Source organism: Pantoea sp. y20 (genome assembly GCF_054903455.1).
Map to the genome: position 1 here is coordinate 3,079,158 of NZ_CM142816.1, position 25,886 is coordinate 3,105,043.

Annotated in this window: 20 protein-coding genes; 3 read left to right on the top strand and 17 right to left on the bottom strand. The window is 56.6% G+C overall.

Going from position 1 to position 25,886, the window contains the following annotated elements:
• Positions 1-31: 31 nt before the first annotated feature.
• The 7 genes from ispG to ACYAC5_RS14405 all read right to left on the bottom strand — a co-directional run bounded on the left by ispG (position 32) and on the right by ACYAC5_RS14405 (position 12,183).
• Complete coding sequence (gene ispG / locus ACYAC5_RS14375) at positions 32-1,153, bottom strand: flavodoxin-dependent (E)-4-hydroxy-3-methylbut-2-enyl-diphosphate synthase (RefSeq protein ID WP_462061937.1); 1,122 nt, start codon at positions 1,151-1,153, stop codon at positions 32-34.
• Between the two features lie 38 nt (positions 1,154-1,191).
• A complete protein-coding gene (rodZ, locus tag ACYAC5_RS14380; protein ID WP_192411389.1) occupies positions 1,192-2,208 on the bottom strand; it encodes a cytoskeleton protein RodZ in 1,017 nt (338 codons plus the stop codon).
• Positions 2,198-2,932, bottom strand: a complete 735-nt coding sequence (pilW, locus tag ACYAC5_RS14385; protein WP_192233009.1) for a type IV pilus biogenesis/stability protein PilW — start codon at positions 2,930-2,932, stop codon at positions 2,198-2,200. Before pilW ends, rodZ begins: the two co-directional genes overlap by 11 nt.
• Positions 2,933-3,007: 75 nt before the next feature.
• Positions 3,008-4,177, bottom strand: coding sequence for a dual-specificity RNA methyltransferase RlmN (gene rlmN / locus ACYAC5_RS14390; protein WP_462061938.1), 1,170 nt, complete (start codon positions 4,175-4,177; stop codon positions 3,008-3,010).
• A gap of 188 nt (positions 4,178-4,365) precedes the next feature.
• Positions 4,366-4,797, bottom strand: a complete 432-nt coding sequence (ndk, locus tag ACYAC5_RS14395) for a nucleoside-diphosphate kinase (RefSeq protein WP_007884899.1) — start codon at positions 4,795-4,797, stop codon at positions 4,366-4,368.
• Positions 4,798-4,965: 168 nt separating this feature from the next.
• Entirely contained in the window at positions 4,966-7,290 is a 2,325-nt protein-coding gene (gene pbpC / locus ACYAC5_RS14400) for a peptidoglycan glycosyltransferase PbpC (RefSeq protein ID WP_462061940.1), read from the bottom strand.
• A gap of 6 nt (positions 7,291-7,296) precedes the next feature.
• Positions 7,297-12,183 (bottom strand): alpha-2-macroglobulin family protein, encoded by a 4,887-nt coding sequence (locus tag ACYAC5_RS14405; RefSeq protein WP_462061941.1) that lies wholly within the window; start codon positions 12,181-12,183, stop codon positions 7,297-7,299.
• Between the two features lie 147 nt (positions 12,184-12,330).
• On the opposite strand from ACYAC5_RS14405, the gene sseA reads away from it, so the two are divergent.
• On the top strand, positions 12,331-13,170 hold the full coding sequence (gene sseA, locus ACYAC5_RS14410) for a 3-mercaptopyruvate sulfurtransferase (protein ID WP_222233806.1): 840 nt from the start codon (positions 12,331-12,333) through the stop codon (positions 13,168-13,170).
• A 30-nt stretch (positions 13,171-13,200) separates the two neighbouring features.
• On the opposite strand, the gene sseB is transcribed toward sseA, so the two are convergent.
• The 5 genes from sseB to trmJ form a co-directional block, all read right to left on the bottom strand.
• Positions 13,201-13,968: an enhanced serine sensitivity protein SseB gene (gene sseB / locus ACYAC5_RS14415; protein ID WP_137386289.1), complete on the bottom strand. Its 768-nt coding sequence runs from the start codon at positions 13,966-13,968 to the stop codon at positions 13,201-13,203.
• A 49-nt stretch (positions 13,969-14,017) separates the two neighbouring features.
• Complete coding sequence (gene pepB, locus ACYAC5_RS14420; protein ID WP_101763480.1) at positions 14,018-15,304, bottom strand: aminopeptidase PepB; 1,287 nt, start codon at positions 15,302-15,304, stop codon at positions 14,018-14,020.
• 62 nt (positions 15,305-15,366) lie between these two features.
• Positions 15,367-16,539 carry an IscS subfamily cysteine desulfurase gene (locus tag ACYAC5_RS14425; protein WP_462061942.1) on the bottom strand — a complete coding sequence of 391 codons (1,173 nt, stop codon included), beginning with the start codon at positions 16,537-16,539 and terminating at the stop codon, positions 15,367-15,369.
• An 88-nt stretch (positions 16,540-16,627) separates the two neighbouring features.
• A complete protein-coding gene (iscR, locus tag ACYAC5_RS14430; protein ID WP_008108287.1) occupies positions 16,628-17,125 on the bottom strand; it encodes a Fe-S cluster assembly transcriptional regulator IscR in 498 nt (165 codons plus the stop codon).
• 135 nt (positions 17,126-17,260) lie between these two features.
• Positions 17,261-18,004, bottom strand: coding sequence for a tRNA (cytosine(32)/uridine(32)-2'-O)-methyltransferase TrmJ (gene trmJ, locus ACYAC5_RS14435; protein WP_462061944.1), 744 nt, complete (start codon positions 18,002-18,004; stop codon positions 17,261-17,263).
• A 121-nt stretch (positions 18,005-18,125) separates the two neighbouring features.
• On the opposite strand from trmJ, the gene suhB reads away from it, so the two are divergent.
• Positions 18,126-18,929: an inositol-1-monophosphatase gene (gene suhB, locus ACYAC5_RS14440; RefSeq protein ID WP_008108283.1), complete on the top strand. Its 804-nt coding sequence runs from the start codon at positions 18,126-18,128 to the stop codon at positions 18,927-18,929.
• 36 nt (positions 18,930-18,965) lie between these two features.
• Here the strand turns inward: suhB and ACYAC5_RS14445 are convergent, their stop codons facing one another.
• The 3 genes from ACYAC5_RS14445 to ACYAC5_RS14455 form a co-directional block, all read right to left on the bottom strand.
• Positions 18,966-19,979, bottom strand: coding sequence for an MFS transporter (locus ACYAC5_RS14445; RefSeq protein ID WP_101763476.1), 1,014 nt, complete (start codon positions 19,977-19,979; stop codon positions 18,966-18,968).
• A gap of 191 nt (positions 19,980-20,170) precedes the next feature.
• On the bottom strand, positions 20,171-21,151 hold the full coding sequence (locus tag ACYAC5_RS14450; protein WP_462061945.1) for a nickel/cobalt transporter: 981 nt from the start codon (positions 21,149-21,151) through the stop codon (positions 20,171-20,173).
• Positions 21,142-21,768, bottom strand: a complete 627-nt coding sequence (locus ACYAC5_RS14455) for a DUF1007 family protein (protein ID WP_101763474.1) — start codon at positions 21,766-21,768, stop codon at positions 21,142-21,144. The genes ACYAC5_RS14450 and ACYAC5_RS14455 overlap by 10 nt, the downstream gene beginning before the upstream one ends.
• Positions 21,769-21,923: 155 nt before the next feature.
• Here ACYAC5_RS14455 and csiE point away from each other — a divergent pair, with 155 nt between their 5' ends.
• Positions 21,924-23,192 carry a stationary phase inducible protein CsiE gene (csiE, locus tag ACYAC5_RS14460; protein WP_110868270.1) on the top strand — a complete coding sequence of 423 codons (1,269 nt, stop codon included), beginning with the start codon at positions 21,924-21,926 and terminating at the stop codon, positions 23,190-23,192.
• Here csiE and ACYAC5_RS14465 read toward each other — a convergent pair.
• Positions 23,189-24,328, bottom strand: a complete 1,140-nt coding sequence (locus ACYAC5_RS14465) for a 3-phenylpropionate MFS transporter (RefSeq protein WP_192411383.1) — start codon at positions 24,326-24,328, stop codon at positions 23,189-23,191. The two genes, csiE and ACYAC5_RS14465, sit on opposite strands and share 4 nt — an antisense overlap.
• Positions 24,329-24,456: 128 nt before the next feature.
• Positions 24,457-25,710, bottom strand: coding sequence for a serine hydroxymethyltransferase (gene glyA / locus ACYAC5_RS14470; protein ID WP_101763471.1), 1,254 nt, complete (start codon positions 25,708-25,710; stop codon positions 24,457-24,459).
• Positions 25,711-25,886: the final 176 nt, after the last annotated feature.

Here is a 25,886-nt window from a genome sequence, read left to right on the forward strand (position 1 = left end):
CAAACTGGCACGCGACAGGCGCGCACCACGATTATTTTTCCAACTGCTGCACGTTGATACGGCGGCTTTCATCCAGCATGCTGGCTTTAGCGCGAATACGCGCTTCCAGCTGGTCGATCATGTCGTTGTTATCGAGACGATCGCGCTGGCGCACACCATCTTCGTAGAAGCCGCTTTTCTTGGCTCCGCCGGTCACGCCGAGGGTAGAAACTGTCGCTTCACCCGGACCGTTCACCACGCAACCGATAATGGAAATATCCATCGGTGTGATGATGTCTTCCAGCCGCTCTTCCAGCGCATTGACCGTACCGATGACATCAAACTCCTGACGCGAACAGGTCGGGCAGGCAATAAAGTTGATACCGCGGGAGCGGATGCGCAGAGATTTGAGGATATCGTAGCCGACTTTCACTTCTTCAACCGGATCGGCCGCCAGCGAAATACGCAGCGTATCGCCGATGCCTTCGGCCAGCAGTAAACCTAAACCGATCGCCGATTTCACGGAACCCGCACGCGCGCCGCCCGCTTCGGTAATACCGAGGTGCAGCGGCTGATCGATGGCTTTCGCCAGTAAACGATAAGATTCAACGGCAAGGAAGACGTCAGAGGCTTTGACGCTCACTTTGAACTGATCAAAGTTGAGGCGATCAAGGTGATCCACATGGCGCATCGCGGATTCGAGCAGCGCCTGCGGCGTTGGCTCGCCATATTTTTCCTGCAGATTTTTTTCCAGCGAACCGGCATTAACGCCGATACGGATCGGAATGTTGTAATGACGCGCACAATCCACCACCTGGCGAATACGCTCATTGTTGCCGATGTTGCCTGGATTGATACGCAGACAATCCACGCCATATTCAGCGACTTTCAGTGCGATGCGATAGTCAAAGTGAATGTCCGCGACCAGCGGCACGTTGACCTGTTGCTTAATCAGTTTGAAGGCTTCAGCCGCATCCATAGTGGGAACGGAGACGCGCACGATATCAACCCCGACGCGCTCAAGCTGGCGAATCTGGTTAACGGTGGCGTCCACGTCAGTGGTGCGGGTGTTGGTCATTGACTGAACGGCGATGGGCGCACCATCGCCAACTGGCACCTTGCCGACGTAAATCCGTGTTGATTTGCGACGGATGATGGGTGCTTCGTTATGCATATTCTCTCTCCACAATTACCCGGAAAGCGCGCTGCGCGTTATTGCGCACCCAGCGTCAGACGGGCAACCTGGTTATTACGGATAAAACGACTTAAATCAACGGGCTGATTCTGATATTGCACGTCAACCGCACCCGGTGCGCCAATTTTCAGACGATACGGAGCCGTTCCGGACAAACTCAGCTTACCGCCGCTACGTTGCAAACCGCTGAACAACTTCTTGCCGGTCGCATCGCTGACTTCCAGCCAGCAGTCGGCTTTGAAGTTCATTACGATGGCATTCGGATCGCCTGCCGGTTGGCTGACTGCCGCATTCGCGGTAGGCATTTGACCAGCAGGAACACTGTTTGCTGGCGCCGGAGAGGTCGCTGCTGGCGGCGCTGTATCAATCGGAGCCTGGCTTGGCGAAACCACGGCGTTGTCGCTGCCGGTGGTTTGCGCATTGTTGCTCATGCTCGACGCAGGTGCGTCGGCGTTGCTTTCAGGCGTGGCCGCTGCGCCAGCACCGTTATCGACTGGCGTACCGGCAGCGTTAGTGTCCGCATCGGTATTGCTGTCGGTGCTGTTGTCGCCCAATGGAATGGACTGGCTATTGTCGCCGCTGCCGTTTTGATCGGCCATCGACACCAAGTCAGCCTGTGACGCTTTATGGTTTTGCCACCACCACGCACCGGTCAAACCGACTACGACGAAAACCACCAACCAGGTGAAGATCATCAGCCAGCCATCGCGCTTTTTACGACGCTTACCCAATGAGAAGCTCTGCATCGGCTCGATCCTGGCAGCGCGCACCGGAGCCTGTTTTGCCATCATCGGCAGCAGGTCATCTTCCGGCACATGCACCAGACGGGCATAGGAGCGAATGTAACCGCGCAGGAATGTCGAAGCCAAATCAGCAGGTGACTTATCCTCTTCAATATCACGCACGGTAGTAAGTTTCAGGCACAGGCGTTCAGCGACGTTTTGCTGGGTCAGCCCCATCTGCTCACGGGCCAGACGCAGGCGTTCACCTGTGGAATGTACTGCAGAATTCTCTTGAGTGGCTTCAGTATTCATTAGCTAAATAACGCTGGTACTGTATCGATTGTGGAAAACTTCGCGCCAACCGGTCGCCATAACGTGTAACGTCAGCAGCGTTTCCCTGTTGCGCGGCGAAACGTATCTGTAACCACATGCTCTCTGCCGTTGCGGGCAAACGCTGGTGGTACACTTCTAAAAGCAGCGGAACCGACTGCTGTTCCTGCTGTTCAAGCCGCCTTTCCACTTCCCTCAGCAGTTGACTGCCCTGCTCCGGTGCGGCATCCAGCGCGTAACCTAACTGCTCGCGCGCTGCGGCACTCTCATCAGCCTGCAGGTAACAATAGCCCGAAAACAGGAATGCATCCTGACGAGCATCGATTTCCTGCGCCTCAATTGCCAGCTTAAACTGTTGATGCGCTTCGTCATACTGCCTTAAACCGCAGAGAAACGCACCGTAATTGTTAGCCACATAACCATTCAGTGGCGCTAACTGCTGCGCCCGCTGATAGTGCCAGCGGGTTTGTGCGCTGTTCTGCTGCGCCTGCGCCACACGGGCCAGGGCCAACGGCACGCGATAATCTTTCGGCGCTGCCTGCTGAGCACGCAATAAATTGCGCTGTGCAGCGGCATAATCCTTCACCGCTAGATAATGCAATCCGAGCTGCAGACGGATATCCGCTGCACTCTGTTTTGCAGGATGATTGACACAACCGGTTACAACAAAGCCAGCCAGAATCGCGGCGGGTAATCCTTTACGCATTTCAGTCTCTCCATGAAAAATATGCGGAGAGACTGACATGAGTTACGCCCGCTGAATATCAGCAGGCGCTGGCTTTCAGAGCGCCTTCACAGAGATGGCTTCGCCCGCCATTTTCTTACGCAGCGTACGCTTGGTACGGTCAATCACATCGCCCGCCAGCTGACCACAAGCGGCGTCGATATCATCACCACGGGTCTTACGCACGATGGTGGTGAAACCGTAATCCATCAGCACTTTGGAGAAGCGGTCAATACGGCTATTGGAGCTACGACCATACGGCGCGCCCGGGAAGGGGTTCCACGGAATCAGGTTGATTTTGCACGGCGTCTCTTTCAGCAGTGCCGCCAGTTCATGCGCGTTGTCGGTGCTGTCATTGACGTGATCCAACATCACATACTCAATGGTCACACGGCCCTGATTGGCGTTGGACTTGCCGATGTAGCGTTTGACCGCCGCAAGGAAAGTCTCGATGTTGTACTTTTTGTTGATCGGCACGATCTCATCACGAATCACATCGTTCGGCGCGTGCAGTGAAATCGCCAGCGCTACGTCGATCATGTCGCCCAGCTTATCCAGCGCCGGCACCACGCCTGAGGTTGACAGCGTAACGCGACGTTTTGACAGGCCGAAACCGAAGTCGTCCAGCATGATATCCATCGCCGGCACCACGTTGTTCAGATTCAGCAGCGGTTCGCCCATGCCCATCATCACCACGTTGGTGATCGGGCGCTGACCGGTAATTTTCGCAGCACCGATGATTTTCGCGGCGCGCCATACCTGGCCGATAATTTCTGATACGCGCAGGTTGCGGTTAAAGCCCTGCTGCGCCGTCGAACAGAATTTGCACTCCAGCGCGCAGCCTACCTGCGAGGAGACACACAGGGTTGCGCGATCCGCTTCCGGGATGTAGACGGTTTCAACCAGCTGGTCGCCCACGCGAATCGCCCATTTAATGGTGCCATCGGTGGAACGCATCTCTTCCGCCACTTCCGGCGCACGGATTTCAGCGCGCTGCATCAGCTTACCGCGCAGCACTTTGTTGATGTCGGTCATCTGCTCGAAATCATCGCAGCAGTAGTGGTACATCCACTTCATGACCTGATCGGCACGGAACGGCTTTTCGCCCATCTCAAGAAAGAATTCGCGCATCTGCTGACGGTTAAGATCCAGCAGGTTAATTTTTTCGTTTTTTGGGGAAACAACCACGGGGGAAGCGGACGACGGCGTCACAATCTGTTCGGACATAATGTTCTCTGGCCTCGTTGTTACACGTTACGGCTCTGGTTAATAGTAGGAAAAAAACAGCGCCCTCGCTGAGGCTGGCTCAACAAGGGCGCATAATTGTACTACATCTGCTGCATGATGCCAGGGGAACCGTTTAACAGAGGTTGAACAGCTGTAAAGACGGGTGTCCGCTCAGGCCATCAACGCACTTAGCGAGTGCGTGGGCAGACTTCGTTTTCTGCGAAGAAGTAGGCGATTTCGCGTGCTGCAGATTCAGCAGAGTCAGAACCGTGGGTCGCGTTCTCGGTGAAGCTGTCCGCGTAATCCGCACGCAGAGTTCCTGCCAGCGCGTTGTCTGGGTTAGTTGCACCCATCAGATCGCGGTGACGCTGAACGGCGTTTTCGCCTTCCAGTACAGAAACCACAACCGGACCAGAAGTCATGAATTCAACCAGACCATCAAAGAATGGACGGCCTTTGTGCTCAGCGTAGAAGCCTTCAGCCTGCTCTTTAGTCAGGTGCAGCATTTTTGCGCCAACGATTTTGAAGCCCGCGCTTTCAAAACGGTTATAAATTGCACCAATCACGTTCTTAGCGACGGCGTTTGGTTTCACGATTGAGAAAGTACGTTCGATTGCCATGTTGACCTCTAGTTAGCATCCTGAAGAATCCGGGAGCTCCTCCCGGTAAGAAAACGCGCCGATTATAGGGACATCATGGCGCGTTGCCTATTAGCGATTTGCGGAATTATTGAAAATAATTGATTTTTGTCGGGGCACGCAGGCAAAAAGTATGCCATATCCATGCACTCAACCGCGGATAAATGACACCGATGAGAGCTGCCCCGCTTCATCCATCACCACCAATTGATAACTGCCCGGCTCATCCAGCACCAGCGCCGCACTCTTATTACTCGCGTCCCGCTCAAGCGGCTCTCCGTTTAAGAACCACCAGCGCTGCTCACCTTGCCCGCCCTGCACCGCAACCGGCATCACCAGCACCACTTTACCCGGCAGAGGCTGTACGCGCTGGCCGTTGATCACACCAGTAATCACCATCGGCGGCGCATTGCCCTGATTGCGCGGCGGACAAGCGGGATCGATCGGCGGCAAGCGCTGCGCACGGCGTTCAGCAACCGGCAGCCAGGGTTCAAGCGGCAGCGGCCACATCAGGCGCTCCCTACTTTGTGCATCCGGGCAATCGGCCGCCACACGCCATCCCCGGCTGTTCTGCCAGTAGCGCTGACGCAAGCCATTGACGCCTTCCTGCCCCGGCGCCAGCAGCGTCGGTGGCACAGTTTGATTCAACACCCAACTCTGACGACGCTGGCGACAGTTCTCGTCGCCGGGAGGCAACGGCTGACCGCCAGGCCAGCAAATGCTCATGGCGCTGACCGCAAGCGGACGCGGATCGCGCGGCGCACCGCTCACCGGCATGTGTCCCGCCAGCACATTATTGACCTGATTCATCACCGGCACCGCCGAGGCAAAACCAAATTGCCCGGCGACCGGCGTGGCATCCGGCCGCCCAACCCACACGCCAATCAGATAGCGCGACGTGATGCCAATCGTCCATGCATCGCGATAGCCGTAGCTGGTCCCGGTTTTCCACGCCAAAGGCGCGATCTCCGGCACCGCGCCGCTGGCCGGAGGTTGCGCCGCGCCAGCCAGAATGCGCCGCACAATCCATGCTGCGCCCGGCGACAACAGCGGCCTCTCCTGCAGCGGCTGTGTCGTCAGCCAGCGCAACTGCGCCGCATTGCCGTGACGGGCAAAGGCGCTGTAGGCCGCCACAATCTCATCCATGCGTGCGCCGGTGCCGCCCAGCACCAGCGACAGATTGGGCTCTGCGCCAGCGGGAAAGCGCAGATTTAATCCCACGTTACGCAAGCGCGCAGCGACACTTTTTGGCCCCAGCGCATCCAGTAACTGCACCGCCGGGAGATTGAGCGACCGCTCCAGCGCAGCGCTGGCGCTCACCGGCCCGTGAAAGCCCGAGTCAAAGTTGCCGGGACGATAGTCGCCGAAGCGGCGCGGCACATCCTGCAGCAGTGATTCGCCATGAATCAGCCCATCATCCAGCGCCATGCCATAGACAAAAGGCTTCAGCACCGATCCTGGCGATCGCACGCTCGAGATCATATCGACATGACCAAAACGGCTGTCGTCATTGAAATCCACCGATCCGACATAGCCGCGCACTTTCATGTTTTGGTGATCCACCACCAGCAGCGCCAGCGAGGTGCGCGGCGGTAAGTTGTTTTTCAGCGACGTCGCCAGATTCTCCAGTTCGCGCTGCAGCGACACATCAATGGTTGAGGTGATTTTGTTGTCGGGTGACAGCGACAATAGGCGTCGGGCCAGCAGCGGCGCACGTTGCGGCATTTGGCGCGGCGGCAGCCACACCGCTTCTTGTTTGATATCAGCGACAACCTGCGCTGACCAGACGTGATATTGCGCGAGGCGATCCAGCACTTTATTGCGTGCTGCTTCGGCGCGCTGAGGCCAGCGGTCCGGACGCAGGCGGCTTGGTGCCTGAGGCAACACCGCCAGCAGCGCCGCTTCACCTTGGGTAAGTTGCGAAGGCGGTTTCCCCAGCCACATCCAGCTCGCCGCGCCAACGCCCTCAACCGTGCCGCCAAAAGGGGCGCGATTGAGATACAGCGTGAGGATGTCGCGTTTTGAGAGATGATATTCAAGCTGCAGCGCGCGCCACGCCTGCACCACTTTGCCGCGCAGGGTGCGCGGTTGCGGATCAATAAGCCGCGCCACCTGCATGGTGAGCGTGCTACCGCCGGAGACCACGCCGTGATGCAGCACGTTCTGCCCGACTGCACGCATAATCGCCATCGGATTGATGCCGGGATGATGCCAGAACCAGCGATCTTCGTAGGTCAGCAGCGCCTCAATATAGGAAGGCGAGACATCCTCCAGCGTCACCGGATAGCGCCAAATGCCTTGCGGGTCAGCAAAGCGCCACAGCGGCGTACCGTCCTCAGCCACCACCACGCGCGCCGGCTGTAACTCATGCAGCGGTAGCGGTGTAAGGCGATCCAGTAGCCACAGCGCGGCCAGCAGCAGCAGTAAAAAAAGCGGCAGCCAGCGCCACCGCTTTAGTCGCTTACTTCCAGACATCAATGCTTAACGCACATTGAGTTTTTCCGTCGTGCTGCCAATCGCGCGCCATTCCGGCACATACATCGATTCCACCTGCGGCGGCGGCAGGCGATAGCTGCCCGGCGTCACCGCTCGCGCCAGATACAGCAGCGTGCCCGGCGTGTAGCCATCGAGCGCCAGCGCGGCGACGAAGCGGTCGTCACGGAATTCGATGTGCTTGATGTTGGCTTGTTGCATATCCATCATGCTCTCTTTCAGCGCATCGGCACTGTCGCCTAAACTGGCGCTGCTGTCGCTCAGGTTCTGGTTTTCCAGCTCCAGTCCGGCAGGCAGCAGATCCACCACCAGCGCATCACTGACGCGCTCGCTGGCCGCGACGTTAAGCCGCACCACCAGCAGCTCGCCACTTTTCAGGTTGGTGAGATCCGCCGGCTTACCCTCCAGCGTGAAGTACTCACGACTGATCTGCAGCACGTTGCTCATCGGCGACGGTGCGGTGCGCGGATACCCCACCACATTCAGCGTGCCGTAAAGCGGCGATGCGTTGTCGCTTTTCACCGACACGCCCTGACGCAGCTGATCTTCCGTCATGCCAATATTGAGCGGCTGATCACTGCTGAGCGGTTCCGCTTTACCCTGCAGGGTCGCCTGCCAGCTTTCACCTTTGTGCTGCTGCAAGGTGCGAGCGGCGAGGAACAACGCGTTGTTTTCCTGGGTCGAGAACCAGCGCTGTCCGTGCACGGCTTTTGCCAGCTCGATCAACAACGAACCTTTCATCTCCGGCAGCAGCTGGTTTTCTGTCAGCAGCGACAGAATCAGCGCGCGATCGCGCACCGGGCTGCCGTAATCGCCGAGCCAGCTGTTGGGTTTACGTTCCAGGCCAATGCCCTGCGCCAGCGCCAGTTGCGCGCGCTGTTGATCGCCCATCAGCTTCAACGCCACGCCAAGCTGCACCATCGCCAGGCCCGATTTAGCCTGATCGCGTTTTTCATACAGCGCACGCAACGCACCGAGCGGAGCCTGCTGTTGGCGCGCCAGCACCAATCCGGCATAAGCCTGCACGCTGAAACGCAAGCCATCGGCATCGCTGCTCCAGCTGGTTTCGATCTGCGCGGGATCCTGCAGGTAGCGCAGCAGACGTTCGTCGGCGCGCGTAATTACGCCATCCGGCACGCTGTAACCGGCTTCGCTGGCGCGCAGCAGGAAATCGGTGACGTAAGCCGTCAGCCAGAACTCTTCCTGACTCTCTTTGCTCCACAAACCAAAGCTGCCGTTGCCGCGCTGCATGCCTGCAAGACGCGCGATGCCGGTATCAATTGAGGCGCGACGCGCTTCATCGTTGCTGGTTTTGATGCCCATCGCCGTTAGCTGCGCATAGTTGGTGAACACCGACGGCCAAATGCCGCTGGCGGTCTGTTCAAGGCAGCCATAAGGATAGGCGTACAGCGAACGGATATAGCTGGCGATATTCAGCGGCGGACGGTTACTGAGCGACAGCTGTCCGCTCAAGGTATCCTGCTGCAAGCCATTGAAGGCGCTGGCCATCACCTGCCAGTTCTGGCCGGTTTGCATCACGTTATGGAAACTCAGCGTTTGTGCCGGATACGCCGGTCGCACACCAATTTTCCATTTACGCTCGCTCGCTGCCAGCGTTTCACCCGGCAAACTCATGCCGGAAACCCTGACCTGTACCTCGCCTTCACCGAAGCCGCCCAGCGCTCTGACCGGAATTTGCAAGGTGGTGCGCGCGCCTTGCGCCAGCTGCACGCTGGCAGGGATGTTGCCGTTCAGGGCGATCTGGCCGCTGGCGCTGATGTTGATTTTCAGCGTTTGCGGTTGATCGGTGAGGTTAGTGAGATCCAGCGCCAGCGTAGATTGATCGCCGCTGGCCAGGAAGCGCGGCGTCGCCAGTTCACTGAACAATGGCGCGGCAACCACCAGCTTACGATCGGCCGACCCGAAGCTGTCGTCACTCCACACCTGCGCCATCAAACGCAGTTCGCCATTAAACGCCGGAATCGGCAGTTCCAGCGTACCTTCGCCATTGGCATCCAGCGTTACGGGCTGCAACTGCTGCGCCACAATATGCACGTCAGTGACCGGTTTTTTGCCGCCGCGCGACAGCGCATCCGCATCGTCGCCGTCACCACCAAAGCGCAGCGCGGCCAGTTTGCCACCGCCTTCAATCAGTTGACCAAACACATCGTATTGATCGGCGTTATAGCGCTTGCGGCCAAAGAACGCTTCCCACGGATTCGGGGTTTTGTAGTCAGTGATGTTAAGCACGCCGCTGTCCACCGCCGAGAGCAATACCTGAACCTGTTTTGGTAATGCGCCACCTTCACGGCTGGCTTTGACCTGCACTTTTAGCGTCTGCTCAGGACGGATTTTATCCGGCGCGTCGAGCGCTAAGCTGAGGCGGCGCGCTTCGGTCGCCATCGGCAGATGCAGCAAGCCCACCGCGCGTTTCGGCGTGACGCCGCTGGCCTTGTCGCCGTCGCGCACCACGATGGCGCTGAGATAGAGATCGTGTCGCTTCCAGCTGTCGCTAATCGGTACATCAATGGTTGCGCCGCCCGCCGGAACCTCCAGCGGTTGCCACCACAGCGTGCCGCTGCTGGATTCCACCATCAGATAGCCTTTGCCGGCAGCAGGCGACTCCACCTGTACGTGTGCGATGTCGCCCGCCTGATAGGCGGTTTTATCAATTTTCAGTTTGACCTGATCCGGACGCAGCGCGCCGGTGCCGTTGGTATTGTCCTGCCACCCATATCCGGCCTGGAAGCGTACGCTGCTCATGATGTTGTTGCCGGCATGCACTTCAAGGCGATAGGCGCCCCACTCCACCGGGAAACTCACTTTTTGGCTGCCGCCCGCTGTAATAGAGATGCGCTGCTGATCCTCCTGCAGATCCTTTTGATCGAAGCGCGATTGCCATCCTTCGCTGTCAGAGAAGCTCCAGTAATAGTCGCGGCGTTCGTGGATCAGGCGCACATCAAGATCTGACGCCGCCAGTTTTTCGCCCTGCGGATTGGCGTAGACCACGTCGAATTCCGCGAGGCTGTTTTCTGCCACGGTCGGCTCATCGTGATAACGATCGCTGCGATAGTCATATACCGATTCACTGCTAAACAGCGGACGGATGCCGGGCAGCGCCGCTGCCGGCCAAATCGCCTGAGTTGCGCGGCGCGTCACCGGGCGGCCGCCGGTTTCCAGCAGGCTGGCTTGCAGAATCAGATTGAGCGGTGAATGGATCTCTTTCCAGCTGCTCTCAACGTTAAGCTGCAGCTTGCCGCTCTCATCCAGCTTCTCATCCACATCATCGAGCGAACGTTTCAGCTCTTCAGTGATGTCGCCAAATTGATAGCCGGGCAGCGCGGCCACCGCTTCACGCGCAGGACGCAGCAGCAGCTGCCCTTGCAGCTCGTTACCCGCAGCCGGCGCGCCGTACAGATAGCGGCCTTCAACAGCAAAGGTGACGTCGTCATCCGGCGCCAACGGCTGCGCGCTGTTGGTCAAATCCAGCGCAATGCGCTCCGGCAGGAAGTCTTCGACGTGGAACGGCCAGCTGCGCGGCTGGTTGTCGCCACTGTTGATGCGCAACGTCCATTCTCCGGTCATCGCCGCAGCCGGTATTGCGAAGCGATGTTGATAAACGCCGTTCTCCGGCTGCCAGACAAAGGTCTGCGACACTTCGCCATTCGGCTGCACCACGTCGGCTTTCACCGGCTGCGGCGGCAACGGTTTGCCATCAGCATCACGCAGCAGCGCGTTGACGATCACCGTTTCACCCGGACGATAGAGATCGCGCGGACCAAATACGAACAACTGTTTGTCGTAGCCTTGCGGACCATCAATCGGGAATTCCGCCAGATCCAGCGCCGGACGATTAAGATCGATCAGCGAGGTTTGGTCCTTTTGTGTCGCCAGCAGCAGCTTGCCTTTAGCATTCGCCGGTAAGCGCAAATGACCGTTGCTGTCACTGGTGCCACTGGCGAGTTGTTTGCCTTTCTCATCCAGCAGCTGCACGCTAACGTCATCCAGCGGCGCGCCGTTGCTCAGGCTTTGGGCAAACAGTTCCAGCTGTTCAGGGAATTGGTGCAGCGACAAACCGATGTCGCTCAACGTAAACAGTGTCGCCGGTTGCGTGTAGTTGTAGGTTCCGGCCTGTTTCATCACCGCCAGATAAACACCCGGCTGCTTCAGCGCATCGACATCGCCCAGCGGCAGCTGCATTTTCTCGCGCGTGTTGCGTGCCGGATTAAGATCGAAGCGGGCGCCGTAAACCAGATCGGCATTTTTCAGCAGCTCGCGTGATTCCCAGTACGACATATTGTTGCCGTAATTCCACTGCGCCAGAAAATCGGCCAGCGAGGCGTTTTTCACGCGGAAGAAATCGACGTCGACGTTATTCACATTCAGCGCCAGCACCGGCAATCCCTGCGTCAGACGCAGCGGCAGCAGCGATCCGCGACTGGCAAAACCCACCATCGGCTGGATATCGCGCGTGGTGAGCGATTGGCTAAAAGATTTCGATAAGGTGCTGCCATCGGCCGCTTTGAGACCGGCATCGACATTAACCGTCAACTTGCGCGACGGTTCAGGATGACGAAAACGCAACGCTTTACCGTTTGGCGCCAGCTCCCAGCCGCCATCAACCTTGCCGCTTTTCTCATCGATAATTTGCACGCGCGCAGCGAAATCCTGCTTCGCTTCAAGCGGCGTGTTGAAGGTCAACACCAGCGCGGCGGCGCCGTCGAGTTGCAGCTCGGAGAGATCGATAACCGACAGCGATTTCTGCGTTGCTGTTGCGGCTGCCGCTTCCTCCGCGTGTATCGTCAAGGTCCCGCCGCCCAGTAATCCAGCACCGATCAGCACGCTGAGCAGCAGCCGGTTAAAACGTTTTGCCATGGTAATTCCCTCACCAGTCCCAGAAGTTAAGAAAACGTCATTCCGCGCAATTTCACATCAACCCGCCAACTTTAGCAATCACACCCTTGAGATAGCGTTCACATTCCCGGAGACTGGTCGTTTCCCGTTTGCTGAGAAGAGGTTGCTATGACAGCCATATTTGTGTCCGCTGATTGGTTGAAAGAACATTACACCGAGGAAACATTGCAGGTGCTTGATGCCCGCATGTTACCGCCTGGCCAGGAAGCCGTACGTGATGTGCAGGCTGAATATCTGGCTGGTCATCTGCCGAATGCGCCGTTCTTCGATATTGAAGCCTTGTCCGATCACACCAGTGCTTATCCACACATGATGCCCCGCGCCGAATCCTTTGCGGTGGCAATGCGCGAATTGGGCGTCAGCCAGGACAAACATCTGGTGGTGTATGACGAAGGCAACCTGTTTTCGGCTCCGCGTGCGTGGTGGATGCTGCGCGCCTTTGGCTGCGAAAACGTGTCGATTCTGGCCGGAGGATTACAGGGCTGGAAGGCAGCCGGTTTCGATGTCGCCACCGGACCGGTTAGTTTGCCGGAGGGTGAATTCGAAGCGACTTATGATAGCGCACAGGTGAAACGTCTGACCGATGTGCTGCTGATCAGCCACGAAGGCGGTGCGCAGATTGTCGATGCCCGTGCGGCGAACCGTTTTAACGCCGAAGTGGATGAACCGCGTCCGGGCTTGCTGCGCGGGCATATTCCCAACAGCCTGAACGTGCCGTGGAACAGTTTAGTGGTAAATGGTGAATTGAAACCGGCAGCGGAACTGCGCGATCTGTTTGCTCAGGCGGGGGTAAAACTGGATCAGCCGGTGATTGCCAGCTGCGGTTCGGGTGTCACGGCGGTGGTGGTGATTCTGGCGCTCACCTCGCTGGGTGTGCGGGATGTGACGCTGTACGACGGTTCGTGGGGCGAATGGGGCAGCCGCGACGATTTACCGATCGAGAAGTGATAGCAGGTCGCCATCAATGGCGACCACGCATTATATAATCCGCTGACTGCCCTTAAAATCGCGCAGGAAACTGCCCCAGCGACGTTCATAGAACGGCGTGATGTGGGCAGTAAAGAAGTGGCTCACGCCGCGATCTTCATTAACCACTTCACAGATATCAATGGGCGCATCATCCGCAAGCGTATCCGTCGCTACACCGCCCGCCGCCTGAATAATCTCATCGATATCGCTATCAGCTTCGATACCAATCAGCAGGTTCGGTGCTTCGCTGGCGCTTTCACGAATGCTGGCGATGTAAGCACGGCGTACCTGTTTGTACTTGGCAAACAGTTGCGTTAACGAATCAATCATCTGCGCTGGCGGCTCGGCCACTTCGGACAACAGCAACGCATGACCACCTTCCAGCACGGTTTGCTGGCTCAGCGCACTGCCCTCTTCGCCAATCAAATGGGCGATTTCACCCGGCGAAAACTCTTTACCCGCAGGCAGTTTCGGATTGAGGAACAGCGTTTCGCCTTGCGTGATTTCAAACAGCGTGCGCACCGGCATGCGCAGGTAAGGTTGTTCATCTTTGATGGCCTCGCCCATCGCCTCTTCCGAGGTGAAGAACGGGATCACGCTGCCGCCATCCTCTTTTTCCCAATGCTGTAATTCGACCGGCGAAGTCGCATCAAACTGTTCGGCGGGACTTTCGCCTGGCACCCACACATCGGCTTCCAGCAGCAGCTGGAAAAATTCCGGACGGTGCGCAGGCTCAGTAGCCGCCAGCTTCAGCACCTCTTCAAGACGGTTACTCATTTATCGTATTCCAAAAAAGACGGCAAGCTTGCGCCTGCCGTGATGAGGATTATTTCAGTAACAGATTGGCGACGGTGCGCACACCCAAACCGGTCGCACCCGCGGACCACTGATCCACCGCGCTTTTGCGGTACGTCGCGGAGCAGTCAATGTGCAGCCAGCCTTGCTGATATTTGCTGACGAAATGCGACAGGAACGCCGCCGCACTGCTGGCACCTGCCGCATGTGACGGGCTGGCGATGTTATTCAGATCGGCAAAGTTTGAAGGCAGATGGCTGCGATGGAACTCGGCCAGCGGCAGACGCCAGAAAGCTTCGTTTTCGCCGGTTGCGCTGCCAAGCAGCGATTCCGCCAGCACATCGTCAAAGGTAAACAGCGCGTGATAATCGTTACCCAGCGCGGTTTTCGCCGCGCCGGTCAGCGTTGCCGCATCGATCAGCAGTTCAGGATTTTGCTCGCTTGCATCGATCAGGCCATCGGCCAATACCAGACGACCTTCCGCATCGGTGTTCATCACTTCCACGGTTTTACCGTTGCGATAGCGAATGATGTCGCCCAGACGGAAGGCGTTGCCGCTGACCATGTTGTCTGCGCAGCATAGATACAGTTTCACGCGCTTATTCAGACCGCGTGAAATCGCCAGCGCCAGTGCGCCAGTCAGCGTTGCCGCGCCGCCCATATCAGACTTCATTGAGTCCATGAAAGCGCTCTGCTTCAGGCTGTAACCGCCGGTATCAAAGGTGATGCCTTTACCGACCAGACAGGCGTAAACCGGCGCATCTTCATCGCCAGTTGGATTGAAATCCAGCGCCAGCAACACCGGTGCGCGCGTGGAGCCGCGGCCCACGGTGTGGATACCGGCGTAACCCTGAACACGCAAATCGTCACCTTTGGTGATGCGATAGCTGACTGCTTTGCCGCCCACTTCGTTGATCAGATCAACCGCATTGTGCGCCAGCTGTTCCGGGCTAAGATCTTCCGCCGGCAGGTTGATGGTGTCGCGCACCCAGTCAACAATCTTCAGACGACGCGCAAATTCAGCCTGATCGTCTTCATTGAATTCCGGCCACTCGACCTGACGTTTGCCTTTCGGGCTGCGGTAGCCTTGCCAGAACGCCCAGCACTTTTCCACATCCCAGCCTTCGCCCTGCAGCGAGACGTGACGAATGCCCTGGCCGTCCAGCTTGCGCCCCGCGCGCTGGATGCTCATCAGCGCGTCTGCGCCAGTCAGGTGAACGGTCATGCCACTTTCGTTGCTGCTCAGCAGCGCTTTGTCACCCCAGCGCGCATCGGCGGCCTGGGAGCTGAGCGTAATTATCATCGGTTGTGTTGTCATCGCGTGGCTCCGTTTGCGTTAGGTGTCACCTTACGCCAGAACCGGCGCAAGGGGTGCATGAATTAGCGGGCGTTTGCCGCAGGCGAAAGTGCCCGCAGACGTGTTACCGCTTTGTTGACCAGCTCGATAGCGTACTCAATTTCCTCTGCGCTGGTGAAGCGTCCGAGCGAAAAACGCAGCGAGCTGTGTGCCAGCTCCTGCTCAACGCCCATCGCGCGCAGCACATAGGAAGGTTCGAGACTGGCCGAGGTACAGGCGGAACCGGATGACAGCGCCAAATCTTTCAGCGCCATAATCAGCGATTCGCCATCGACGTGGGCAAAACTGATATTGAGGATGTTCGGAGCGCCCTGCTCCAGCGAACCGTTGAGGTTCACGTTACCCAATTGACTAATACCGCGCCACAGACGCTGGCGCAACTCGGCCAGACGCGCCATTTCGCTGCTCATCTCTTCACGCGCGATACGGTAGGCTTCGCCCATACCGACAATCTGATGCACCGGCAACGTGCCCGAACGCATGCCGCGCTCGTGACCGCCACCGTGCATCTGTGCATCAATTTGCAGACGCGGTTTACGACGCACCCACAGCGCGCCGATGCCTTTCGGTCCATACAGCTTGTGCGCTGAGAACGACATCAAATCCACCGGCAGTTCAGTGACGTCAATCGGCAATTTGCCGACGCTTTGCGTGGCATCAACGTGAAACAGGATGTCACGCACACGGCACAGCGCGCCGAGTGCGGCGATGTCCTGAATCACACCGGTTTCATTATTGACGTGCATCAGCGATACCAGCACCGTGTCGTCACGCAGTGCAGATTCGAGCATCTGCGGCGTAACGATACCGTCGCTGCCCGGCTGTAAGAAGGTGACATCAAAGCCTTCGTGCGCCAGTTGCTGGCAACTGTCGAGCACCGCTTTGTGTTCGGTTTGGCTGGTAATAATGTGTTTGCCGCGCGCCTGATGGAATTGCGCGGCACCTTTGATCGCAAGGTTGTCCGCTTCGGTCGCGCCGGAGGTAAAAACGATTTCACGGGGATCGGCATTGACCAGCTCAGCAACTTGATTGCGAGCCACATCAACAGCTTCTTCAGCCTGCCAGCCAAAACGGTGGGAACGGGACGCGGGGTTACCGAAAGTGCCATCCATTGTGAGGAACTGCATCATTTTGGTGGCAACACGCGGATCCGCAGGCGTAGTGGCTGCGTAATCCAGGTAAATCGGTAATTTCATTGCGCTAAAACTCCGTATAAAAAATCATACGTCTTTATAGCACATTCGGCCTCGCCCGTATGAACAGGAAAGGCCGAAGGAGAACGGATTAAGCGCGCAGATTAACGTTGATGGTTTCTTGCACACGATGCTGCTGGAAACGACGATTGTCGACGGTATTCTGACGATCGGCCACTTCGAGGATTTCCTGATTATTCACCAGTTCCGCCAGCGTGATGTTGTTGAGGAAGTCGCTGATGCGCTCACTCAGATCACGCCACAAAACGTGGGTCAGGCAACGCTCGCCGCCCTGGCAGCCCTCTTTGCCCTGGCATTTAGTGGCATCGACAGATTCGTCAACTGCGGTAATAACCGCGCCCACAGCAATCGCGCTTGAATCTTTGCCTAACAGATAACCGCCACCTGGACCACGAACGCTGGCCACTAATCCATGCTTACGCAGACGTGAGAATAACTGCTCCAGATAGGACAATGAGATGCCCTGACGCTCAGAAATGTCAGCTAGCGGCACCGGGCCCTCATTGGAGTGCAGTGCAACGTCCAGCATAGCGGTTACGGCATAACGTCCTTTGGATGTCAGTCTCATAGCATACAACCTCGTAAGCGTCCGTCCGGTTATCGGCGGGTTATCTGAAGAATTGACGCCAGTCTGACATTCCTGAGTAAAACGGTCAACTATTTAACCAAGTAAATTGCTCAACTATTTAACCAACTGTTTTACTCAACTATTATCCACATTACCTTTGCGCTTTTCGAACGATGCCATCATGCCGCGCAGGATGTTCAGTTCGTCGCGTTCGGGGCGCGCACGTGTATATAAACGACGCAGCTTGCTCATCACCTGACTTGGCGTGCCTTCACGGATAAAGCCGCTGTTCAGCATCATCTGTTCGATGTGCTGATAGAAGCGCTCCAGATCGTCAACCAGCGGATACGGTGATTCGACCGGCTCTTCCGTCGGCGCGGCTTTTTCCTGCGCGTCCAGCCAGGCCATGCGCACTTCGTAAGCGATAATCTGCACCGCCATCGCCAGATTCAGTGAGCTGTATTCGGGGTTAGCCTGAATCGCGACGTGATAGTGACATTTCTGCAACTCTTCATTGGTCAGGCCCACACGCTCGCGGCCAAACACCAACGCCACCGGCGCCTGCTGGCCCTCTTCCACGCTTTTAATGCCGCACTCGCGTGAATCCAACATGGGCCACGGCAGTGAACGTGAACGTGCGCTGGTGCCAACCACCAAACTACAACCGGCAATGGCTTCATCCATGGTATTGACAATGCGCGCATTACCAATGACATCGCTGGCACCGGCGGCGAGGGAAATGGCCTGTGAATCTGGTTTCACCAGCGGATTGACCAGATAAAGGTTGGTTAAGCCCATGGTTTTCATCGCGCGTGCGACGGAGCCCATGTTGCCGGTGTGCGACGTTTCTACCAGTACGATTCGGATATTCTGCAGCATAATTAGAGGCGGTCAGGGAAATGATGGCGCGCATCCTAACATAAAAAGAGGACATTTGCTGAACACGCTGATATACTCCGCGCCGTTTTCCCCGTTCTTTAACATCCAGCGAGAGATACCGATGCATCCGATGCTCAACATAGCCGTGCGCGCCGCGCGCAAGGCCGGAAATTTAATTGCCAAGAATTATGAAACCCCGGACGCTGTCGAAGCCAGCCAGAAAGGCAGCAACGACTTCGTTACCAATGTTGACCGTGACGCAGAACGTCTGATTATCGAAGTAATTCGTAAATCGTACCCGAAACACACCATCATCACCGAAGAAAGCGGTGAGCTGGCGGGCGAAGATCAAGACATTCAATGGGTAATCGATCCGCTGGATGGCACCACCAACTTCATCAAACGTTTACCACACTTCTCCGTTTCTATCGCTGTGCGCATCAAAGGCCGCACCGAAGTGGCTGTGGTTTACGATCCAATGCGCAACGAACTCTTTACCGCCGTACGCGGTCAGGGCGCTCAGCTGAATGGCTATCGCCTGCGCGGCAGCACGGCGCGCGATCTGGATGGCACCATCCTGGCGACCGGCTTCCCGTTCAAGTTAAAGCAGCACGCAACCCCTTACATCAACATTGTTGGCAAACTGTTCACCCAGTGCGCTGATTTCCGTCGCACCGGTTCGGCGGCGCTGGATCTGGCTTACACCGCTGCAGGTCGCGTTGATGGTTTCTTTGAGATTGGCCTGAAGCCGTGGGATTTTGCGGCGGGCGAACTGCTGGTGCGTGAAGCGGGCGGCCTGGTGACTGACTTTACCGGCAACCACGGTTACGTGATGTCAGGTAACATCGTTGCGGGTAACCCACGCGTAGTGAAAGCGATGCTGGCATCGATGCGTGAAGAGTTGAGTGAGGCGCTGAAGCGCTAGAAGCGAGAAGGCGGCTGAATCAGCCGCCTTTTTTTGTTACCGACGTTCGTGGCTTAATACCTGACGCGGTTGCGTCCTGCGACCCACGCGCCCCAGCAATGCTGCCAGTACTGCTTCAATCACCAGCATAAAGAAGGTGAACCAGCTCGCTTTCGCCGTTGCGGCCGCCGCTTGCTCAGCCACTTCACGGGCTTTTTGCTCCGCCTGCTGTTTCAACTCCTGATACTGTTGCACGGCTTTTTTATAGCTCTCCTCGGTTTGAGTTACTATCTGCTCAACCTCTTGATCGCTTTTACCGGTGCGCGCTTTGATAATATTTTTCAGCGCATCACGATCGGCAGCTTGCAATGTATCTGAGTGACGATTCATAACGCCTTTCAACCAATTAGCCAGATCATTATCAGCATTCTGTGGATTTTGTGCCGTTTGCTCTGCTTGATTTTGCGCGTTATTGGCTTCGTTATTTACATCCTTTTGCAGATTCTCAGGTTGTAATTCTGTCTTGCCGGTTTGACGCAGTGTAGTTTGTAATTCGTTTTTTAAATCATCTAAATTGATATTACTTTCCTGCAGCTTCTCTTTTGCCATATTGGTCAGTGATGGCGCCGCTGCGGAAATTCCATTACCCACGGCATTTACGCCGGCGCCTAAAATATTAAACGCACCGCCAATAACGCCAGTCGCCAGGGTAATCGCGAGCCATAATGTCAAAATGGTGCTAACACCAAACATCAACAAACCATGCATCGCCCCTTCGCGCTGCGCCAGACGCCCCGCAACGTAGCTACCTACGCCCATGGCAATCAGCATACTCACGCCGGTCCAGATTAACGCGCCGGTTCCCAGATGCTGCAGCGGATTTTGTTCCTGTTGTGGATCGATGGTTGTTGCACCAATCGCTGTACCCAATATCCCCAATAAAATATGAATGATTAGCGCAGCGATAACGCCGGCAAATACTGCGCTCCATGAAATACGTTTTAATGGTAGGCCGCCATGCACGTCGTGCACCGTATCTACGCTGCCATTATTAATCCGAGTTTCAGGCATCGTTTTCTCCTCGCAGAATATTTCGCTGAAATTTTATAATTGCTAATCCACCAGGATATTGACTGGTGTAATTGAGCTTAGACAGAGAAATCTATTTTCACCAGCGCGCTAAGCGGAGATATTTAATTAACTGTTGAGGGTGAGAATACTTGCAACAGTGGAATATTTACACTACCCAAATATCCTTAATGTCAGAAAGGACGAACTCCACCGCCGATGCCCGGCGAGGCACTTTGCCATAATGCAACGCCCGCAACGATTAACAGCACGCTACCTAACATGGCGAGCAGCGGCACCAGCAGCCTGGTCGCAGGATGAGTACCGCCGGCCTGCCCTAAGCGCTGAGCCAGCAGACGGGAGCGCTGCACTAACAAGCCGAGCGCCGAAACCGTCACAGCAGTGCCCAACGCCATCGCCACGGCAGAGGCGACGCCCCACGCATACACACCAATCACTTTGGCAAACAGCAGCATCATGATCGCGCCGGAACAGGGCCGCAGCCCCATGGAAAACACCACCAGCGCCTGCGTTTTAGCGCTAACTGCCTGATCCATCTGCGCAGCGCTGGGCAGATGCGCGTGTCCGCAGCCGCAGTGTTCATCGTGCTGATGCGCTGGGCGAATAGCGTGGATCTGCAACTTTGGCTGAGGACGCCATTGCTGGCGCAGCGACCGCAGTGCACGCCAACCGACCCAAATACCCAGCGCGACGACTAACAGATAACTGCCCTTCTCTAGCCAGTAACTGCCGAGATGCATGTGACGCGACGAGGTTTGCAGCACCACCAGCATCAGCGTTACCAGACCAATCGCCACGCCGCCTTGCAGCAAAGCCGCCAGCAGCGTTAGCTTCATGCTGGTTTTCAACCTTGCCGGATGGGTGGCAAGAAAGGTAGTGATCACCACTTTGCCGTGTCCCGGCCCCAGCGCATGCAGCACGCCGTAAGCGAGGCTGAACAGCATCAGCGTCACGCCCGCCTGCTGCGGTTGTTCAGCCACCTGCTGCAAAAGCTGCGTCATTTCGCGATTGAGGATTTTTTGCCACAGCACACTTTGCAGCAAAATCTGCGACCAGTGCTGCCACAGCAGCACGCCCGCCAGCAGCAATAACACCGTCATCAGCCACAGCGGCCATAAACGACGTGAACGGGAGGGAAGCGAAATCAGTGACATGTCAGTGTTACCGTTTGGGCGAATTGCTGGCCAAGATCCATATCCTCTGGCGGTGCATCGGCTTTATCCAGCGACAGCGCATATTGCTTCAGCGAGTCATCCGGTTTCGGCGTATGCAGATCGATCTGGCAATGCGATTTAACGGTGTCGTCCATGGTTAATGCCTGTGGATTATCGTAATACATATCAACAAAGTAGCTGGGATCAAAAGTCTGAATGCGATACTGCTTCGCACTCAATAGCTGAGGCTCGCCAAACGGCACGATAAACTCCAGCACCGCTTTGTTGCCGTTGCGCGATAAGTTGTACTCTTTCGGCAGATTGAGAAACTTAACCCGATTTTTGTCCTGCCACACTTCGGTGAAATAGTGCTGACCGAGCACATTTGCCATCACCTGCGCCGCCAGCTTTTTCCACACTACATCACCGGGCTTGGCTTTACCTGCGTCGTATAACAGATCGGCGGAGGTTATCTCATCCATGGTCCACACCATTTTCATGCCGCTAAGATGTTGGTTGTCACTGATGAACTCGGTTTTCATGTCAATAAAGCTATGCGGATGTGACCAGGCTGCGGTGCTGAACAACAGCGTAAACGTAATGAGTGCAATTTTCATGTGTTATAAAGTAACAATTTTAAAGTGAAGTGTAGAGTGGCCCAGAAAAATTGTGACCCGCCCTAAAGCTCTGAACAAAAGTCACGACAAAGTGCAAGGTTACCGCGTGGAGTTAGCTATTCTTAGCTCAAAAGTGACCTGCGGATAAACCATTGATGAGTTCTGCACCCTCCTCTGCACCACTCTTCAGCCGTTCCCAGCGTCGTTGTCATCTGTTACTGCTGCTATTTCTGCCCGCTCCCGCGTTGACGCTTGAAAAGCTCTGCCAGTTAAATGGCGTGGCGCCTGTTGTCGCCCGACAGGATATCGCGGATGTGGGAGAGGAGATACAGCGTTACCATCAACTGGAGCTACACCAGATGGTCGATGGCAGCTTTCGCATACACGGGACGGAACTGGACAGGCGGCTGTGCCTGATCCACTGGCTGCGACGCGCGCTGCGTTTGTCGCAGGATTTTGTCTGCGAGCATTTTGCCCCGGTGCTGCGTCAGCGCCTGAAAGTCCTGAAAATCGAGAAAGCGTTGTGGGATGAAACCAACCTGCAGGCGCTGATTCAGCACTGCAGCCTGCGTCTGGCGCGCGACTTCAGCCCGCGCGACCGCCTGTTTCTGCAAATATTCATGAAGTATGCGCTGTGCCAGCGCCAAAACGCCTTGTTCAATGACGGACAGCGCGCGTGGCTGGCGGAAAAAGTCGAACGAGCTGCCGCCGACGACGTAATCCATCACTGGCAGAAGCGCTGCCACTTAGCGCCGGATGTAAGCGAGACCGACTTCTGGACGCTGCTATTTAGCCTGATTCACGCGCCAACCGCTACGCAGCTGGAGCATCCGCAGGCAGTAAAGCTGATGCAGTCAGTGGAAGCGCTGATTGCGCGCTTTGAGCAGTTGGCACAAACCACCTTCAGAAATCGCGCCGAACTCACTCAGCAACTCTTTACGCATCTGGCGCAGGCGCTGGATCGCAGCCATTTTGCCATCGGCATCGATAACAGCGTGGCGCTGGATGTCGCACGGCTCTACCCGCGTCTGCTGCGCACCACGGAACGCGCACTTGAGCATTTCAGCCGTAACTTTGCCACGCGCTTTAGTGCTGAAGAGATAAGTCTGGTGGCGGTGTTATTTGGTGCCTGGCTGATGCAGGAGAGTGCATTGCAGGAAAAGCAGGTGCTGCTGCTGACGGGCGCGGATGCGGCGCTGGAGCAGTTGCTGGAGCAGCAGCTGCGGGAAATGACGCTGCTACCGATCAACATCAGCTATCAGGACGTCGTGCATTTTCAGCGTGAAGGCGCGCCGCGCGATATCGCGCTGGTGATCACGCCGTATGCCATTTCATTGCCGCTGTTCTCACCGCCGCTAATCCAGGCGGAGCTGCCGCTGAGTCGTCATCAGCAGCAGCGTATTCTCCAGTTGCTGGAGAGTTAAGCGGCGCGCGGACGCAGGAACAGCGCCGGCAGCGCCACTAACGCCATCACCCAGAACAGATGTCCTTGCAGATGAGAAAACAGCACACCGCAAATCATAGTCATCACCGCAATACCGCCGCCCATGGCCAGCGCCGAATAGAGCGATTGCAGACGAATCACTTCCGCGCCTTTGCGCGCGGCAATAAACCGCATCGCCGCTAAATGGCAGACGGTAAAGCTGCCGCAGTGCAGAATTTGCGCCACGATCAGCAACGGCAACGCGGTGCTGGATCCCAGCATTGTCCAGCGGATAATGGCGCACACGCCTGATAACAGCAGCAGATCGCGCGCACTCCAGCGGCGGAACAGTCGGCTGCTGAGAGCAAAAATGATGATTTCAGCCACCACGCCCAGCGACCACAAGTAGCCAATAATCGACGCGGAATAACCGCTCTCCTGCCACCAGATCGCGCTGAAGCTGTAGTAAGCCGCATGCGCGCCCTGCAACAATGTCACGCATAACATGAAACGCCACACCGCATTTTCGCGCAGCAAATCACGCCATGCCTGCCAGCCACCATCGGTTGACGTCTGACGTTCACTACCCTGCGGCTTCGTCGCTGGCGTTAACATCATCCCACCTAACATGCCGATCGCGCCCAGTGACAGCAGCACCAGAATCGCCTGCGATGAGAACGCCGTGACAAGCATGCCGGTTAAGGCAGAGCTGATGACAAACGCCAGCGAGCCCCACAAACGAACCGGGCCATATGTCAGACCAATTTGCTGCGTCCAGGTGGCGGCCAGCGCATCACTCAGCGGCACCAGCGGTGAGAAAAACAGGTTGAAGCCGATCATCACGAACAGCAGCCACATCCACTGTTGTCCCAGCCAATAACCGATAGCGAACAGGCACGTCATCAGCGCCAGCAAGCGCAGCGCAGTGATCAGCTGTGAGGGATTTTTTACCTGCGAGGCAATCAGCAAACTGCCGACAAAGCGCGCCACCATGCCGCACCCCAGCAGCAGACCGATTTTTTCTGCATCGAGTCCGGTGCCTTTGAGCCACACGCTCCAGAAAGGAAGGTAAATGCCGTAACAGAAGAAGTAAGTGAAGTAGCCCAAACCGAGCCATTTGGCGGAGCCGATTGCCATATTCCCTCCAGCAAAAATGCTGCTGAGCAGCACGAGTGGGCGCTACTTTGTCAGAGCACTGCTGCGACGGCAATAAAAAAGGATGGCTTGCACCATCCTTTTTTGCACTGCATCGAGAAGCGTAAAGCTTACGCGTACACCGGCAGACGGCTGCAGATTTCCAGCACTTTCTGTTTGGTACGTTCGATGGTCGCTTCGTCGTTGATGTTGTCCAGCACGTCAGCGATCCAGCCAGCCAGCTCGCGAACGTCAGCTTCTTTGAAGCCACGACGCGTCACCGCTGGGGTACCGATACGCACGCCAGAGGTCACGAACGGGCTCTTCGGATCGTTAGGTACGCTGTTTTTGTTCACGGTAATGTTGGCGCGGCCCAGAGCGGCATCGGCTTCTTTACCGGTCAGGTTTTTGCTGACCAGATCGATCAGGAACAAGTGGTTGTGTGTACCACCGGAAACGATGTTGTAACCGCGCTCCAGCAGAACTTCCACCATCGCTTTCGCGTTCTTAGCCACCTGCTGCTGATAAGTCTTGAACTCTGGCTCCATCGCTTCTTTGAACGCCACCGCTTTACCGGCGATCACGTGCATCAGAGGACCGCCCTGACCACCCGGGAACACCGCGGAGTTCAGTTTTTTATACAGCTCTTCGTCACCGTTTTTCGCCAGGATCAGGCCGCCGCGCGGACCCGCCAGGGTTTTATGGGTGGTTGAAGTCACGATGTGGGCATGAGGAACTGGGTTCGGATAGACGTCTGCGGCGATCAGGCCCGCAACGTGTGCCATATCGACGAACAGGTAGGCGCCAACGCTGTCTGCGATTTCACGCATTTTGGCCCAGTCGCACACGCCAGAGTAAGCAGAGAAGCCGCCGACGATCATTTTTGGCTTGTGGGTTTGTGCCAGCTCAGCCAGTTCTTCGTAGTTGATTTTGCCGGTTTCATCGATGCCGTAAGGGATAACGTTGTACAGCTTACCCGACAGGTTTACCGGGGAACCGTGCGTCAGGTGACCACCGTGCGCCAGGTTCATACCCAGAATGGTGTCGCCTGGCTGCAGCAGCGCGGTGTAAACCGCGAAGTTGGCCTGAGAACCGGAGTGCGGCTGTACGTTAGCGAAATCTGCGCCGAACAGCTCTTTAGCGCGATCGATCGCCAGTTGTTCAACGATATCGACGTATTCACATCCGCCGTAATAGCGTTTGCCCGGATAGCCTTCGGCATATTTGTTGGTGAGCTGTGAACCTTGGGCCTGCATTACGCGTGGGCTGGTGTAGTTTTCAGAAGCAATCAGTTCAATGTGCTCTTCCTGACGCACTTTCTCTTGCTCCATAGCCTGCCACAACGCGGCATCATAATCGGCAATGTTCATATCACGCTTTAACATCCGGACTCTCCTGACTCAGCTAACTTTTTAACGGCAGTTTAGGCCCCGGCTAGGGGGCGAAGGCGAACAGTGTAAACGGTTTTGACAGGTGACGGTAGCGTCAATCCCCTCTTTTTGCGCAAACGATTGGCATGGCGCTGGAACGGGTTTTTTACGCTTTTTTGCAAGCCAGAAAA